The sequence below is a fragment of the Paraflavitalea devenefica genome (assembly GCF_011759375.1).
GTDB lineage: Bacteria > Bacteroidota > Bacteroidia > Chitinophagales > Chitinophagaceae > Paraflavitalea > Paraflavitalea devenefica.
Map to the genome: position 1 here is coordinate 1,578,718 of NZ_JAARML010000001.1, position 16,366 is coordinate 1,595,083.

Sequence of the window (16,366 nt, forward strand, 5' to 3'; positions counted from 1 at the left end):
GTTTCTTCCTCTTACGACGAAGACCGTTCTGGGTTATGGCTTATTAATTCAGTGGAACACTTACAAATACACTAAGTCCTGCTCTCAATATTTCCTTGTGTTGGGTAAGATCACTGATGGCAATCTTAACAGGTATACGTTGTGTTACTTTTACGAAGTTACCACTGGCATTATCTGGCGGCAGTAAGGCAAACCTGGCGCCGGTAGCATCACTGAGACTTTCCACTGATCCTTTTAATTTCAGATCGGGATAGGCATCTACTTCAATATCTACAGGCATGCCGGGATGCAGCCGTGTGATCTGGTTCTCTTTGAAGTTAGCCACGATCCAGTAGGTGGTGTCATTCACGATGGTGAATAACGGAGCGCCTGCCTGTACATACTGACCTTCTGATATGTTTTTTTTACCAATTTTTCCTGCCTGGGGAGCATAGATCTTAGTATAAGATATTTTCAGTTTCTGCTGCTCAATCTGCGCTTTCCTTACTTCAATGTTGGCAGCAGCTTTTTGTACAGCGGCCTGCAATACACTGATACGGCTTTCTGCACTGGCCAGGTCATTATGGCTGTTGTCGAGCTCTTTTACCAGCGTTTCGTAATCGTATTTCGCATCATCCAATTGCTTTTGTGTAACGGCCGCTTCTGCAAAGAGGTTCTTGTTGCGGTTATAATCCTTCTGGGCTTTTTCGAGCTTTACCTGGTTGATGTCAATGTCTCCTTCGTTTACACGGAGTGAAACGAGGGCATTGTTGAGGGCAGCTTTGGCGTTGCTGAGATCGGCTTGTGCAGCCTGGTAATCAGCTTCCAGTTGAAGGAGCTGGCTCTGCAGTTCGGCATCATCCAATTCCACCACCAATTGGCCGGCTTTTACCGAGTCGTAGTCTTTTACGGCAATGCTTTTTACATAACCTGCCACACGTGGCAATACAGGAACCAGTTGCGTTTCTACCTGTGCATTGTCGGTGCTTTCATGACGCATTGAATAGCTGATCTTTGTGTAACCATAATAGCCACCGGCTATCAGTATAACTCCTAAAATAATGAAGCGTAAGGGAGATTTCTTTTTTTTGGGTGTTTGGTTATTCGGTTGATTTTCCATAACTATAAAAACAATTAATATTATTTTGCCTCAAGATGGGCGCGGAACAGATCCTTGAGATGCGTTTTTAGCCTCACTGTGACCTTTTTCCTGTATTCGTCATCATCTGTGCTGTCTATTTTTAACAGGGCACAATACACATTTTTGATTTTAACCACCTGGGTAATGGTACCCATCAGCGTGGCCATGGTCATTTCTACATCTACCCTGCGAAAGGCCTGTTTGCGTTGCCCTTCTGCTATGATCTTCTTAATGCGCTCAAGGTTCTGCATTTTGATGTCGGTGATCAATTCCTTGATCTCCTTTGAACGGCCGGTATTGTATTCCTGGGACAGGATGTTGTGAAAGCGGCTGTTGTTGATGATGCGCTCCACATAAAAATCAATGATCCATTCTATCTTTTCCCAGGGGCTTTGCAATTGATCATTGGTCCTTTCCTCCAATGCGGAGATGGAGGTACTGAAGCGGTATTCTATCAGCTCTTTTAATAAGTTCTCCTTCGACCCAAAGTAATAGGAGATCATGGCCAGGTTTACGCTGGCAAGCTGAGCGATATCCCGGACCGAAGTGCCGTCAAACCCTTTTTCTGCAAATAACTCTTCTGCTATGAGCAGGATATGCTCCCGCTTATCTGTTTTTTCCACCGGACTCATTTGGCAATGCTTTAATGCTGGTACAAAATTAAACAAACGTTTAAATTAAACAATCGTTTAATTGAGAATCTTTGTTATTATTTTGTTATCCGGGTGATGGTTGCTGAGGTAATTGGGTAGTCTGGTATTTTTATCATGAGGCTTGCATAAGCCGCGTAAACGGCTAATTTTGTGTGTTATTTACAATTAATTATTTAAAATCTAATTTCTATGAAACAGAGCCGCGCCCTGCTCTTTTTATGCGTATGTTTTTTTGTTTCCCACTTTTCTTACTCCCAGACGGTTCAATACCCGGAGTTTCCTGTTTCTATTTACCGGTACGCACAGGACCAGCGATACAGTGACCATAAAAGTATTGTCTACGTGGCTGATGTAGACGAGTCATTACTGACCACCCTGTTCCCGGTGAAACCGAAGAAAAACACATTTAATAAGGGGAAGGAAGGGGAAGCCAATATTGATTCGTTCCGGATGAGCATTGGCCAGGAATTGTCAAGAGCGGGCGTGGAAGCGCAATGGGGCAAGGAGCCAGACCTGGCCATTGTGATCATTGTGAACAGTTTTTCTGCGTCGCTTATCAATGCCGGCAGTTTTGGCACCAATACTTACAGCCTGAGCGGTAAAGCGAAGCTGGCTGTTATGAACAGCAAGAAAGAACCTTATTTGATCAAGGAGGTGAATATTTCCGAGCAGATCCAGCAGGATGTTAACAAGCTTATTAAGAACTCTTTTACAGAGGAACTGGCCAACCAGAAAGCAGCAGAGAATTACAGCTTAATGTTCCAGGTGATTAAACGGATGGCCATCCGTGCAGAAGATACTTATATGAACTCTTTCAAAAACCGGACTGTTACTCTGCCCAGTGTGTACCGTGCCGCCAAAAAATATCCTGAGCTGGTATTTTTTGATTCTTTAAACAGCCGCCTGGTAGCTGACCTGAATAAGAAAGCCGTGACTGATTATAAACAGTTCATAGTTCCTTATGAGACTGAGATCACTACTTTTATTAATAAGGAATTTCCCAAAGGTTATGATGCGAAGGATATTAAAGTAGCGGGTAATTCTACCCTGGCTTTCCTGTATTACCTGGCGTATGATACGGTGAAGCTGAAGCAATCGCTGGACTTCCTGTATGAGAACGGTACTAAATTCCTGGGCAACAGATTGGAGTATACTGATCGTAAGCCATACCAGGTGGAAGCGGCTGCTTATTATAGCAGTTTAAGCGCACCCAAGATAAGGCCTGACTCTACTTCGGGAGATGTAAAAGCCATTTTTGGCGGAACAGAGAAAAGCAACGAAGGCTGGCTGGTGCTGGAGAAAGGCGATACACTGAAGGGCAAACATATTGCCCAGCAAATGAATGGCACTATAATTGACCTGGATGGCTCCAACAAAGTACTTTTTGAATATACCAATGAGAAAGGAAAGACGGTCCGTAAGAGCTTTAAGTATGGAGAAGTCAAAACACTTTGCTTTAATCAGCGTGTATTCGAGAGCCACAAGTTTAAGCCTAATATGGCGCAGGCAGGCGCCCTGAGTATGGACCTGTTAAGGGCCCGCGATTATATGTTGGAGGTGATCTATAACAGCGCGAAGATAAAAGTGTATAAAGATACTTATGGCAATGAGCCGACGAATGCTGTATTGTTTGCCCGTCCGGGTGAAGCAGAACTGGCCAACCAGGGAAAAGACTGGAATAAGAAAAAGCCGGAGATGATGAAAGAGTATTTTAAGGATTGTCCTGCCGTATTGACCAACCTGGAAAAAGCAGGCTATGATTTCAACAATGAGAAAGGATATGTACAGATGGCGAATGATTATGCTACCTGTAAATAATTGATAAGGATATTATAGATACTGCAGCGCTGCAAAAGCTGCGCGGCAAAATTTCAGCTTACAGAACCGGCTTTTAACAGGCCGGTTTTGTATTTTAACAAATATTCCCATTCAGCGGCAAGGTTGTGCATGTTCTTGCCCGATCCCACTATTAATATTGTATAAACAAAGTTCCCCGTTTAAAGTATACGATATGTTTATTTAGCTGGTAACCACAACACTATATTAATGTTGATTGGTATGGCATGTCCTTTGATTTATTACCTGTGTAAAATCAATCATTATGAAAAAGATTGTAGTAATGGCGGCGCTTGCCTGTTGCGTAGTAAGCTTTACACAGGCGCAATTAACGCCGGGTATCAAAGGCGGGTTGAATATTACGGACGTTTCCAATTTCAATGGTGATAACCGTATAAGCGGCCACGTTGGTGTGTTCCTGCACCACACTATTAATTCCCGCTGGTGCATACAACCCGAATTACTTTATTCCGGTCAGGGGCAAAAATATATGACCGGTGAAGGCGAACGTACCCTGGCGCTTAGTTACATCCAGGTACCTGTTATGGTACAATATTATGCCGTAAAGCAATTGTATTTTGAAGCTGGCCCGCAGATAGCTTTCCTTACTTCTGCCAAATCAAAAGGTAATGGTAACGACACAGAGGTAGACGGAAACTATAATAAAGCCGACTTTGGCCTGAATCTGGGTGTGGGTATAGCTGCTACCAGACAATTAGGTTTCTATGGCCGTTATCATGCAGGGTTAACAGACATTTCGAAGAATAACAATGTAACAAATATGAACCGTGGTGGCCAATTGGGCATGTACGTGCGGTTACACTAAGTTAAGTAGCGTTTAAATTAATATCCATTACAAAAAGGCCGGGTAGACACCCGGCCTTGTAACCTTCCGGTTGAGATACCGGCAAAACGGCTATAAGAAAAACAAAACAATACTTAAATGCTTTAGTTGCTATTAGCTTTGAGATCATCATTGTTTACACCACGTTTGCGGGATACATTTTCCGACAGTTTGCCAAAGTTCCAGCGAAGACCTATGTTGACTATTCTTCCAGGCCTGTAGTTCCAGGAATTGGTGTGGAAGTTTTTATCTCCGAGGGAACTTTTCCATCCAACTTCTTTTTGGAAAATGTAATTAAGATTAAGTGATGCAGTGAGTTTGTCTTTCAGTAATTTGATATTGCCGCCGAAACCATACCAGTAATTCAGTCCATAAAATCCCTGCAATTGGGCGGGTGCCCTGTTTAGATTGGCATTGAAAAAAGCGGTAATTTTTTTAGTGATATCCACATTGGTATTGATATTGCCCCAGCCACCCAGGCCATTATTCTTCTGAGCGGGATTGAGCTTGTTTTTTACAAAATCGTACCGTACACCCAAATTGGTATTTAACCTCCATTTACTGGTAAAGGAAACGGCCATATTGCCGCTGAGGCCGGTAGAAGAATAGGTGCCGATATTGTCCATTGTCCAGGAAGTAACTCCTGTATTTTCATTAAAATAAGAGTAACGGGCTATCTGGCTGTTGCTGAAGTTTTCGGTAAGACGGATATTGATGTTTGTTTTTCCTTTCAGCACGGTATAGCCGAGCTCAATGGAATGATATATTTCCGGGTCAAGATGGGGATTGCCAAAGTTGAGGTTCAGGGAATCGGTATTTTGTACGAAGGGATTGAGGTCCCAGATATAAGGGCGTGAAAGGCGTTTGGTATAAGACAAGGACAGGGTATGGATATTAGCAAATTTGCGTGATACAAAGAAGGAAGGCATGAAGGTGAGGTAATCCTGCTCCACAGTTGTATTTGATTTTACAAAGTTGCCATCTATGACTGTCCGTTCTATACGGCTACCGATGCGGAAGCTCAATTTCTTAATGCTGAAGCGCCAGGTGGCATAAGCTCCATATACATACTGGCGGTAATGGAAGTTGTCGGAATTGCTGCTGTCAATGATAAACTTATCATTGGGCGAATACCTGTACTGGCTTTGATAGAGCGCAGATGCATTGCGCGTGATGAGCTTGAGGCCGGTTTCCAGCTTCATTTTATTTTTGAAGGGGTGTATGTAATCAAGCTGCCAGGTGCTTTGGCGGTTGCTGGCCTTATTGTCATTGATGACAGAACGATGGCTGCCGGCGGTATACTGGTCGCTTAGGAGCAGGTTGTTGTCATCACTGTAATCATGAAACATTTTGAGGGTCAGTTCCTGTTCCGCATTGCGCCTGAATTTGTGAATAAAGTCGGTGCCCCAGTTCCAGGAAGGGTACCTGAATGAAAAGTTATCATCAAAGATAGTCGTGGTGGTATCAATTTTATTGGGAGCAATAAGGTTGAAGATGCGGTGATTTACATTCTCAGATCGCCCACCATTGATGGAGCCGTAGGTGCTGAGGGTGTTCATGCTGTCTATATCCAGGCTCAATTCAATATTCCCATAGTTATAGAAGTTATTGTTCTTTCGCTGGCCGGTAGAAATACGCTTATAAAATGCCACCGGATTGAAGGATTCTGTCTCGGAGGCATTGCGGGCTTTTATTCCATCTGCCCGGTTTAATCCATAATAACCGCTGAGACCGAATTTCCCGTATTTAAAGCTCATGTTGGCGTTCACGCTGGTATTGCCCAGGGTGTTTTGATTGATGCCAATATTGCCATTGTAGCCTACTATTTTCTTTTTGGTGATGATATTGATGATACCCCCTACGCCTTCCCCATCATATTTTGCCGAAGGGCTGGTAATGACCTCTATGCTTTTGATGAGGTTGGCAGGGAATGATTGCATTGCTTCTTTGGCATTTTTGGTAAACATGGCTGTTTCCTTGCCATTGAGCAATACTTTGAAATTGGTTTGGCCGTTGAGCCGCACATTGCCTTCCCCATCTACCGTTATGAAAGGTGTTTTTCTTAATACATCAGTAGCCATTTGCCCGGTATTGGAGGGGTCGGCCTCTGTATTGTAGATGAGCTTATCTTCCGTTTGCTCAATGAGCGGACGGCGGGCAGATACCGTAACGGCCGCCAGGTCTTTGTGGGAAGGTGTTAGCTGCAGGGCCGGTATTTCAATAATGGCCACATCGCCGGTAATACTGACGGGCAAAGATGATTTTTCTGCAAAGCCGCTGTTGGTAGCAAAAAGAATGTACCGGCCGGTATCTACTTTGGTAAATTCAAAGCGTCCTTTGTTGTCGGTAAGGATGTTGCGCAATGGCTTTTCCTGATTGCTGATATGGTACAACCCAACTGTAGCAAAAGGCAGGTTTTTGTTTTGTACACTATCCTGTACCACCCCTTTGATGGTGGCCTGTTTTTGTTGTGCCAGGACCGGGATGGCCAGAGCACAACAAAGAAGGCACAGGCAGATCCTGTACAAAGGATACTTTGTAAAATTCATGGCTATACTTTGTATTTGATAAGGTAATTTGTTTAATGCAATCCCTCCGGTGCTGTATACCGGTCCAGGAACCCATTATTGTTTTGCATAACTAAATTAAATAAACGGGTAACGGTTATTTGGTAATCTTGATCAAGTGGCCCAATTGCTTGACGAAAATGTTCAGCGAAGCCTTTTTGCTTCTTTTTTCTCTTTGTCCTGGTACCAGATAAGCTTATTAATAAGACCCGATCTGTCTCTTCTGAATTCGAATCTTGCACGTTCTTTTATCGATAAGAATATGTGCTCTTTTTCGGCATAGGTGGGGAACTTCTCCTTTCCGGTTGGCTGGGCCACGATGCCGGAACCTTCTTTGATAATAGTGAGGGTATCTCCAGCAGAAAAGACGTACCTGCCCGCATATTGTTGCATCAGGCTATCGGGTACCCTGGTTGGCAGGAGAGCAGGAATGGGCTGACTGGTTTTAAACCAGTAATAATTCGCAATACCTGCTTTACCCAAAGCGAGCTGATGAATGCTGCCGGTTGAATCACGAAGAAACTCTATTATTTGTCCTTTTTGAGCTACCAGGATCTCTCCGCCGGGCTCATTATTCCGGGATTCGGCTGCAATGAGCCTGTCAAATTCCGGGGCTAAAGTATACGGGCTGTTTTGTGTACCATTCGGCATGGTGTCTGTAATGGCGGCGCGTACCTGGTTTTCGATCGTTAAGGCGCCAAAGGCAAGGCATAACAATATCCGGTACAAAGTATACTTTGTAAAGATCATGGCTATACTATTAAAAAGGATGGCTAAAAAGGGGAGCGGTGGTTAGCCGCTCCTGTGGCTATATTCCGGTTATGGCAAAAGAACTGTTGTACGGCTATTACTTGAAGTCTACGGTACAGGAATGGCAGGTAAGCTCGATGCGGGTATGTTTTCCTTTGGTATCGCCATTGGCGCTGGTAAAGTGGCGGGGAGCTACTTCCCCTACGGCAGAGGTGGTGCCGATCTTATAGCGCGTTACGGTGACCGCCTGTCCAGCTTCTTTAACGGCTGCGTCCCCTTCACCTTCTTTCTTTTCTTCTTCCTTCACCACTTCTTTCTGGAAGGAGGCAAATACGGTAGAGTAGTTGCCTATAAAATCAACATAATAATTCTTCAGGTTTTTAACAGGCAGGCGCACATCGCCGTATTTGTTATTGATCCTGATGAGTGATACGTCCTGACCTATGTTGCGGAATTTGATGTCTACGTTATTGCCCTCAAGGTCGAAGCTGTTGTTGAGCTGATCTATTTTGATGCTGCCATATACTTTACGGCCGTCTACCTTGTCAATGGCGTCAATGGAAAAGTGATCGGCCTGGCTGCGTATATAAAGATAGCTTCCTTTCTCGTATTCAATGGTGGAGGATTTGGAATCCATGTCCAGGTCATTGATGTTTTGTGCGCGGAAGGTGCCGTTGGTGAATTCTACTTCTGCTTTCTCGATGTTGCCGAGGTTGGCATTGCAATAGTTGCCAACGAGCTTCAGGTCTTTGATGTCCTGGGCGTCGAGGGCGCCGTTGGTGATCTCCAGCTTGGCTTCATCAACGTTCATGCCGATGCTTACATCACCATACTTGTTTTCCAGGTCCAGTTTGCAACCGGCAGGCACCAGGATGGTCATTACGCGTATGGCTGGTTTTGCTGCAAAACCTTTTACTATGATCTCCTTCGGTGTGCCGCTGCGGTAGCCTTCCACTATTACATCTCCCTTTTCCCCTTTGCGCTTAATGGGATTTTGCTGTCTGTAACCGGCAACGGTGACTGTTTTTAAGGGGAGAGATGAAACGCCGGACACACTGGCGCCGGTGAGGATGTCTACGCGGTTGCTGAAAGGCTTAATGTTGATGCCCATGTCTTCAAACCATTCTGCATCCGTACGGTTTTTCCGGGGAATGGCTGTGTCGTAGACCAATTCTACCGTGACTTTCACTTTTGCCTGGTCCCAGGGTTTGATGGTTACTTTACGGGCTGTGCTGACCAGCCGTATGAGGGACCCTTTTTGTGAAGGCACTTCCTGGCTGATCTCTTTGGTGAGGGTTTGTTGTGCCTGGGTGTTTGTGCTGCCTGCCGTGAGAAGGGTTCCGGCCAGCAGGAGGAACGGAAATATTTTTTTGTTATTCATGCTTGTGTCTTTTACAATTTTAAATATGCGGGGTTGGTTCTTTGAATATCCGGGTGTTGTTTGGCCCGGGAGTTCATGTTGGTAATTTCTGATTGCAGCTCTTTCAGGAGCCATAGTTTTTGCTGGTAGAGCTGGATGAGCTGGTAAACGACGTTGTCAGTAAGACCATATAAACGCACATCCTGCTTTACTTTTTTCTCATCGCGTTCCAGGTCGAGCCACTGTTTTTTGAATACATGGAAGTAGCCGGGGCTCTCTGTGTAAATGGGCGTTTTTTCCAGTTTCCGGAGCTGATAGTTGATAATGGTGGCATAATTATCTTCTATCGCTTTTAGGGGAGATACTGGTTTGGTAGTTTGCGCCAGGTCTTTTTTAGCTGGCTTGCGCGTGTCCGGTACAGTGGTCCTTTCTTTAGTTGTTTTGTCGCCGGGTAGTTCTGTGGCAGATCCCTTACTCCCCTGCCCGGAGGCAGTACCAGTAGATGAATTCACCCGGCCAGTCAACTCCGGGTTGTTGCTTGTTTTCGGGGTATCAACCGCTGAGAGCCTGGGCTCCACTTTTTCCGGATGCTGAAGGTGGTAGATCAATATAGAAGCTGCTACCAGTATGGCGGCGGCCACCAGCCACTTAGCTACCAATGTGATCACCGGCTTTGGAGCCACCTGCGTTTTCCGCTGTATGTGTTTCCACACCTGCGGACGTGGCGGCTTTTCCGTGTCCAGTTCATCACGGTGATCAAAGAGGTATTTTTTAAATTCATCCATGACGTACCAATTGTTTTAATAACCTTTCTTTTAATAGTTGCCGGGCCCGGTGATACTGACTTTTGGAAGTAGATAAGGTTATTTCCAGGGCGTCGGCGATTTGCTGGTGCGAATAGTTCTCAATCACATACAGGTTAAATACTTCCCGGCAGCCTCCGGGCAGGTTTTTGATCTCCTGGTGAATTTGCTCAAAGCTGATTCCCTGTAGCCAGTTCTCCCCTTCGGCATGCGGGTCGTTTAGGTGCTCTTCTTCTACCGGCAGCCAGCGGATACCTTTTTTTACATGGCGGATGCATTCATTGACGATGATCTTACGGAGCCAGGGTTCAAACAGGTGTTGTTCCCTGAGCTGGTGCAAGCTGTTGAATGCGGTGATGAATGATTCCTGTAAAATGTCTTCCGCATCGGGCCGGTTGCCGGTCATCCGTACACAAATACTGAACATTTTCTGTGAGAACTGCTCATAGAGCAGGCCTTGGGCTTCCTCATCGCCCTGGATTGCTTTTCTCACGATTGCCGTTAGTATGTGTGCTATTTTTTCCAATGCCGTTCTGATAATAAGAGTAAGGAGTTGCTAAAAGGTTGGAAAGGGAGGGAAAATAATTTTTTCCCGGTACAAGGTACGAAGGCGGGTAATAAATAGCCGGGGGTACCATCTCCTTAGGTTGTTCCCCGGAAGATCTCCGGATGATCCCCGGATGACAGTTTCTATAAGACCTCTATAACTGCTCTATAAAAGCTCTATAAGAGCTCTATAGCTTTTTGGGGAAAAATTGAATTACGGCAAAAAAGTGGTGTCGTCCGTAAGCGTTTGTCCGGACGCCTGATAAAACTCTTTCCTGGAGAGGTTTTGGGCAGCCCTTAATCCCTGCCTGGCAAACAGGTACCCCGTACGTTGATTGAGGTGCGCCGGGGCGGTGGTATAAAACTCCTGCTTGTTCTGGTCCCACCATAATTCTGAAGTGCGGAGGGTGTCGCCATTAATGATATTGATGACCACTACGCTGTCTTTGAGTAATATTTTACGGTCATATTCAAAGTATTTGGCATAGCGGGCATCGAGAATGCTTTCAATACGGGAAGTGGAATCATAAAAATCCACGTGCAGGGATTTGGGGAATTCCATGTAAGCCGAATCGACCTGACGCCGGAGCATGAAAGGCGCGGTGAGTTTAGCTTTTACAATGCCTTTTTCACTCAGGTAGCTTTCTATGTTTTTGGCTTCCTCCAGCCTGACCTTTCTGCTGAACAGGTTGTCTACTTCCGCCTGGTCGTTCTCGCAGGCGGTAATAACAAAAAAGCAGCCCAGGAGAAGAGCTGCTGTGCGAAGAAAATATGTTGCTGTAGGCCTTTGCATGATTAATCGTACTTGTATTTCTGGAACCAAATATCGCTTAAAGAAAGGCCAATACCTACCCGGAAAAAGCTTTCCCGTACGAGGCTTTTATTGTCGCCGCGGCGGCCAAATTCAAAAACGGTATTGATTACAGAAAACTGGTTGGTATAGGCGGGCTTACGCATAGGGAAGCCGGCGCCAATGGAAATGGTCCAGATAGGCAGTTCCTGGTCTACCTGGATATAGTCTTTGCCAAAGGAAAATCCGGTGCGGTAGCTTACAAAGTTCCAGTAGGTTTTGCCCCCTGAAGGCGTAAGTTGTCCGCCGATCTTCATTTGCCAGTTATTCTGTACATCATCTTTCTCGCCGAAAAACTTGTAATCGCCCCAACGCTGCTGTGCATAATCCACACCAATCTGGAATTTACCCAGGCGGTCGAAGATAACACCAGCTCCGAATGAGGAAGGATAGATGATATCGCCCCGGACGCCTGTTTCGCGATAGGCCACATCAATGGTATCCGGCGCACCGCTATTGGAGTTGTACTCAAAGGTTTCTGCCGTATAGTCCCTTTTACCCTTGATGGTATGCTGCAGGTTGCCATAGGCGCCAAAGCGAAGCCAGTTCTTTTTGTTGAGCTTTGCTGTATACTGGATGCCGGCATTGAGTAGAACACCGCCATAGCTGGTTTTCCGCTCGTGGTTCGATTTATAGTAATAAGCCAGGGTGTCAATAATGGCTTTACGGGTGCTATAGTCCTTAGTACCAAACAGATAGCCAAAGTTTATCCCTACGGTAAGGTCTTTGGTGATGGCAAAACCTGTTCCGATATGGGCTTCATAAGTACCACCATTGCCTTCATATAAGGTGCTCACATCGAATGTGTCGCCCGGCACACCGAGATAGAGGCGTTCTGCCTGCCCGATCTTATAGTTGATACGGGTAATGGGCCTCAGACCAAGGTTCACACCCCATCCGCCGTTCTTTTTGAGGGGGAATGCCAACTGAACATAAGATATGTTGGGGCTGTAAGAGGAGAATTTACGGGGGGGATTATTGGCCTTTAAGGTGCGGTTAGTGAGTTCTACACCCAGATCCAGCGTGGTGGCCTGTAAACGGCCATAAGAGGCTGGATTAATGAAATTTACGGTATTAAAGTCATAATAGGCTGCAGAAACGCCACCCATTCCCCGGCTTAATATATTCTGTCCGGGTACTACATCTCCCAGTCCATAACGGGAGTAAGGTGAATTTTCGGTTTGTGCCTGTGCAAAGGAGAGCCAACATAAGCAGACTATTCCTAACAGATTGATTTTCTTATACATTGTTGTGCTCACTAATGGCATAAAGGCCTTTATAGATTAAATTAGGGTCTGCAAATATCTTGTTTTTCAGATGATAGACAAAAAAGGGTGTATCGCCCCCGGTTAAGAGGACGTTAAAGTTGGTGTATTTTTCGTCATAAAATTCTATTATTCCGTCGATCTCTTTGGCCATTCCAAGGATAACTCCACTCAAAATGTTGGTCCGGGTATCATAGCCAATGAGAGACAGATTCCAGTCTTTTTTGACCAGAGGAAGTTTGGCTGTATAGTGGTGGAGGGACTTAAACCGCATTTCCATACCGGGGGAGATGCTGCCTCCGACAAATTCATGGTATTTGTTGACAAAATTGTAGGTAATGGCGGTGCCCAGGCCAACAACCAGGTTATTTTTCCCGGGAAAGAGGTACACCGCGGCTACTACCATGGCCAGGCGGTCGGCCCCGATGTCTTCAGGTTTCCCTACAGGCGTGGTAATGGGCAGTTTGGAAGTGTGGTTCAGTTTATGGAAACGGGTAGTGGCTGCCAGTAAGGGTTCTATCCCGGGATTGTGGTTGACCACGGAAGAAAGAATGGATTTTGCCGGCCGGTATTGCTGGATGAGTTGCTGTATCGTGTCGTCATGGTCATTTTCCAATACCAGTAGTTCTTTCAGGGAATTTCCGTCAAATACGGCACATTTTAACCGGGTATTGCCAAAGTCAAAGCAAAGTGTTGTTTGGGACAAGCAGTGAGATTTAATGCAAGAATACGGAATTCAGCATACAGAAGCCAGAATAATACAGGGCGGCTATATGTCTATGTCCAGGTCAAAGGCGGAAAGATTACGGAAATGGCCGTTGAGTTTCACTTTTTCCTTGAGCTGTTCCATTTCCATGAGCATAGGGAGTACTTTCTGCAGGTGTCGTTTGAGGTATTCCTGGCGTTGCAGTTCTTTCAGTAGTCCCAATACTTCATATTCTTCTTCCAATGATAGGCCGGCATGGTGGGCAACGTCATAAGCTTGTAATTGCTCGTCAGGCTTTTTGAAATCTTTGCTGATGTTGAGCAGGCGATGTAATTCCTTTACGCCATTGATTACTTTCTGCATAAGCTGGCGGTTAGCGGCTTCTTCTTCATTTTCAGGATAGTTGACAATAGCGCCGCTGTATAGTTTTTCGGGAACGGCATTGATGACCTCGAGTATCCGGAACACTTTCAAGCCTTGGGTTTTTACATCCATTTCCCCGTTTTCGTAGGTCTGTACAATATCGGTAAGCTGAACGAGGGTTCCCATTTCCTGTAAGCGATTGTTTACCACAGCAGGTATGCCAAAAGGCTTTTTGCTTTCAAAGCATTCACTGATCAGTTGTTTATACCGCGGTTCAAAGATGTGCAGGTGCACTTTTTCGCCGGGAAACACCACTATGCCCAATGGAAATATCGGAATGAAATTGGTCATGTTTTTATGCTACTTTTCTCAGAAATACAAATATAAAATAAACCGGGGGGAATGCAGTAGTCGCGTAACTATAACACTTTGTGAAGGTTTTAAGCCAGGATTGACGGATGTTAATATAAATATGCCGGCCGGTGCAGTGTTGATTTTTTTTGCTACTATTGGTGCTTAGTTTGGACAATATGAACCCCGATCATGGCGCTTTTAGGTTTGATAAGAAATTGTTTCTACTCATTTCATTGCTGCTTACAGTTATTACGATCCCGCTGGAGAATAACTGGAATAGCTGGGCTATTTTTTATTTTGTATTTGCAGGATTAATCCAGGCGCCTATAAAGGAGCATTTTAAAAAATTATGGCAGCATCGTTATTGGATGATTGCCGTAGGCTTCTTTTTTTGGTTGGCTGCTACCTGGTTGTGGGATAGCCACGAGGCTGTTTTTATTAAGGTAATTGAAAGCTATGGAGCTTTTTTATCCCTGCCTATTATTTTTACGATTATTCCCAGGCTTACCTGGCGCGACATAGCGATCCTGTGTTATGTCTTTGTTGCAACCATTATTGTGGTATGTGTGGTATGCCTGGTAAGCGCCTACCTGGAATACCAGGTAACCCATGATGAATTTGTATTCTCGTACCATTATTTGAGTTACCAGGCAGGGTTGAATGCCATTTTTCTATCCAACTATTGCCTGGCAAGCATCATATGGCTTTTATATTTCAATTTTATTAATAAGGTAAACAGCCCTTTCAGGATACCCGCTGCAGGGGTCATTCTTTTGTGCCTGTTCTTTTTCGGCATGATCCTGTTGTTGTCTTCTAAGCTGGTGATCTTCCTCACAGTTATAACACTCCTGTATTTCATAGTGCGTATAAGTATTACAAGGGTTAAAAATCTTCTTGTTGGCTTTGTTCTGGCGGCGGTGGTGGTGGTATCGGCAGCCTGGATGATGAATAATGTTGCCTATATAAAATTCAGGATGAGGTCTATGGAGCTAAAAATGTATTCAGGGTCAGCAGATGACCAGAATGGTTTGGCTGCGCGGCTGCTTATTTGGGATTCGGCACTGGAGCTGATCAGGGAAAAGCCTGTGATAGGTTACGGGCTGGTACAATCAAAGGAGGAGTTAATAGAGAAGTACCAGGAAAAAGGTTTCCAGATTGGTGTGAAGGAAAGATACAATGTTCATAATCAATACCTGGAATCTATGCTGAGTGCGGGTATTATAGGCTTGCTGCTTTTTATAGGCTTGCTGTTTTATCCGCTGCGGGCAGCCTGTAAGGAGAGAAAGTTATTGCTGCTACTGGTGGTACTGCATTATATGCTGCAATCCTTTGTCGAATCTACGCTGACTGTGCAGCAGGAACTGATCTTTTTCTGGTTCTTTATATGGTTGTTTTATTTTCACTTACCGCCAGCCGGTCAGCCTGCCGCTACAATTTCTGAAAAGCAGCAGTGACCCTTTTAAGCAGGTTTTTCCATCGTAAGGTAGTTGGCAGGGCCGGCTGTGTTAAAAGTCCCTGGTAGGGTTCACCCCGGAGCAGGTATTTTTTGGTGAAGGTGCTGGATGTCATGCGCCATTTGGCAATGAACATGTAGTAGCCTTTATTTTTCACCATTTTTTTGGTTGACTTGGAGCCAAAGTGATAAACGCGGCTTTGGGTGATGCCTTTGAATAAGCGGATACCGATTTGCCATAGCTTCATGGAAAAGTCCGGGTCGGAGTACATGCCCGGAGAAAACTCAATGCTATATCCGCCTGCCATGTCCCAGATATCTTTATGCACTACATTGGGTGGCCAGGTAGAGCCTTGCCAGTCGCTGCCGGGCAGTTGCCTGAATTCTTTTAAAAGCTGTTCTTCCCGGAATGATTCGACACTGTCGCCATAGTTTTTTTCAATAGCACAGTTGCTGGAGGCCACGGGCTCAATGGCTGTGGAAGACAGGAAGAAGTAAGGGTGGCCTATGGCCGTAATCTCATCGGCCAGTATCTTATCCCATTCAGGGCAGGCATACATATCGTCATTCATGTATACGATGTAGTCTGTAGTGGCGATGCTTCTGCAATAGTTCAGCGCATAACAGATGCCGATGTTCTTTTCTGAATGGGTGTAATCAATATCGGGTTGGGCCTGTATCCAGGCGAGGCTGCCATCTACGCCTTCATTTACGTGCACAATTACCTGGTGTGTATAGGTTGAATTTTTGCGTATGCTTTCAATACATAATTTGAGGTAGGGCAAGTTGTTCCAGGTAGGAATCAGGATAGAGAATTTTTTATTTGCTGGTGTCGTCCGTAAATGTTTGCTGATGCCACTTTCCATGAGCAGGTTCAATTTATCAAAGAGATGCTG

Annotated in this window: 15 protein-coding genes; 3 read left to right on the top strand and 12 right to left on the bottom strand. The window is 45.1% G+C overall.

The genetic code is table 11. The annotated features are described in order from the left end of the window. Positions 1 to 43 precede the first annotated feature (43 nt). Both HB364_RS06465 and HB364_RS06470 read right to left on the bottom strand, forming a co-directional pair. Entirely contained in the window at positions 44 to 1,099 is a 1,056-nt protein-coding gene (locus HB364_RS06465) for an HlyD family secretion protein (protein ID WP_167287045.1), read from the bottom strand. 20 nt (positions 1,100 to 1,119) lie between these two features. Continuing rightward, positions 1,120 to 1,752 (bottom strand): TetR/AcrR family transcriptional regulator, encoded by a 633-nt coding sequence (locus tag HB364_RS06470; RefSeq protein ID WP_167287046.1) that lies wholly within the window; start codon positions 1,750 to 1,752, stop codon positions 1,120 to 1,122. 210 nt (positions 1,753 to 1,962) lie between these two features. Here HB364_RS06470 and HB364_RS06475 point away from each other — a divergent pair, with 210 nt between their 5' ends. Together HB364_RS06475 and HB364_RS06480 are read left to right on the top strand one after the other, a co-directional pair. Beyond that, positions 1,963 to 3,591, top strand: coding sequence for a hypothetical protein (locus HB364_RS06475; protein WP_167287047.1), 1,629 nt, complete (start codon positions 1,963 to 1,965; stop codon positions 3,589 to 3,591). A 283-nt stretch (positions 3,592 to 3,874) separates the two neighbouring features. Further along, positions 3,875 to 4,435 (top strand): porin family protein, encoded by a 561-nt coding sequence (locus tag HB364_RS06480; protein ID WP_167287048.1) that lies wholly within the window; start codon positions 3,875 to 3,877, stop codon positions 4,433 to 4,435. A gap of 122 nt (positions 4,436 to 4,557) precedes the next feature. On the opposite strand, the gene HB364_RS06485 is transcribed toward HB364_RS06480, so the two are convergent. From HB364_RS06485 to HB364_RS06525, 9 genes are all read right to left on the bottom strand, one after another. Continuing rightward, positions 4,558 to 7,002 (bottom strand): outer membrane beta-barrel protein, encoded by a 2,445-nt coding sequence (locus HB364_RS06485; RefSeq protein ID WP_167287049.1) that lies wholly within the window; start codon positions 7,000 to 7,002, stop codon positions 4,558 to 4,560. Positions 7,003 to 7,164: 162 nt separating this feature from the next. Next, on the bottom strand, positions 7,165 to 7,770 hold the full coding sequence (locus tag HB364_RS06490; RefSeq protein WP_167287050.1) for a DUF3471 domain-containing protein: 606 nt from the start codon (positions 7,768 to 7,770) through the stop codon (positions 7,165 to 7,167). A 97-nt stretch (positions 7,771 to 7,867) separates the two neighbouring features. Continuing rightward, complete coding sequence (locus HB364_RS06495; RefSeq protein ID WP_167287051.1) at positions 7,868 to 9,151, bottom strand: DUF4097 family beta strand repeat-containing protein; 1,284 nt, start codon at positions 9,149 to 9,151, stop codon at positions 7,868 to 7,870. Between the two features lie 11 nt (positions 9,152 to 9,162). Further along, positions 9,163 to 9,915 carry a hypothetical protein gene (locus HB364_RS06500; RefSeq protein WP_167287052.1) on the bottom strand — a complete coding sequence of 251 codons (753 nt, stop codon included), beginning with the start codon at positions 9,913 to 9,915 and terminating at the stop codon, positions 9,163 to 9,165. Continuing rightward, positions 9,908 to 10,426, bottom strand: a complete 519-nt coding sequence (locus tag HB364_RS06505) for an RNA polymerase sigma factor (RefSeq protein WP_167287053.1) — start codon at positions 10,424 to 10,426, stop codon at positions 9,908 to 9,910. Before HB364_RS06505 ends, HB364_RS06500 begins: the two co-directional genes overlap by 8 nt. 267 nt (positions 10,427 to 10,693) lie before the next feature. Beyond that, positions 10,694 to 11,272, bottom strand: a complete 579-nt coding sequence (gene lptC / locus HB364_RS06510; RefSeq protein WP_167287054.1) for an LPS export ABC transporter periplasmic protein LptC — start codon at positions 11,270 to 11,272, stop codon at positions 10,694 to 10,696. 2 nt (positions 11,273 to 11,274) lie between these two features. After that, positions 11,275 to 12,576, bottom strand: a complete 1,302-nt coding sequence (locus HB364_RS06515) for a hypothetical protein (RefSeq protein WP_167287055.1) — start codon at positions 12,574 to 12,576, stop codon at positions 11,275 to 11,277. After that, positions 12,569 to 13,300 (bottom strand): type III pantothenate kinase, encoded by a 732-nt coding sequence (locus tag HB364_RS06520; protein WP_167287056.1) that lies wholly within the window; start codon positions 13,298 to 13,300, stop codon positions 12,569 to 12,571. Before HB364_RS06520 ends, HB364_RS06515 begins: the two co-directional genes overlap by 8 nt. A gap of 63 nt (positions 13,301 to 13,363) precedes the next feature. Next, on the bottom strand, positions 13,364 to 14,014 hold the full coding sequence (locus HB364_RS06525) for an LON peptidase substrate-binding domain-containing protein (RefSeq protein WP_167287057.1): 651 nt from the start codon (positions 14,012 to 14,014) through the stop codon (positions 13,364 to 13,366). A 179-nt stretch (positions 14,015 to 14,193) separates the two neighbouring features. On the opposite strand from HB364_RS06525, the gene HB364_RS06530 reads away from it, so the two are divergent. Further along, positions 14,194 to 15,471: an O-antigen ligase family protein gene (locus tag HB364_RS06530; RefSeq protein WP_167287058.1), complete on the top strand. Its 1,278-nt coding sequence runs from the start codon at positions 14,194 to 14,196 to the stop codon at positions 15,469 to 15,471. Here the strand turns inward: HB364_RS06530 and HB364_RS06535 are convergent. Continuing rightward, positions 15,446 to 16,336: a glycosyltransferase family 2 protein gene (locus tag HB364_RS06535; protein WP_167287059.1), complete on the bottom strand. Its 891-nt coding sequence runs from the start codon at positions 16,334 to 16,336 to the stop codon at positions 15,446 to 15,448. The two genes, HB364_RS06530 and HB364_RS06535, sit on opposite strands and share 26 nt — an antisense overlap. Positions 16,337 to 16,366: the final 30 nt, after the last annotated feature.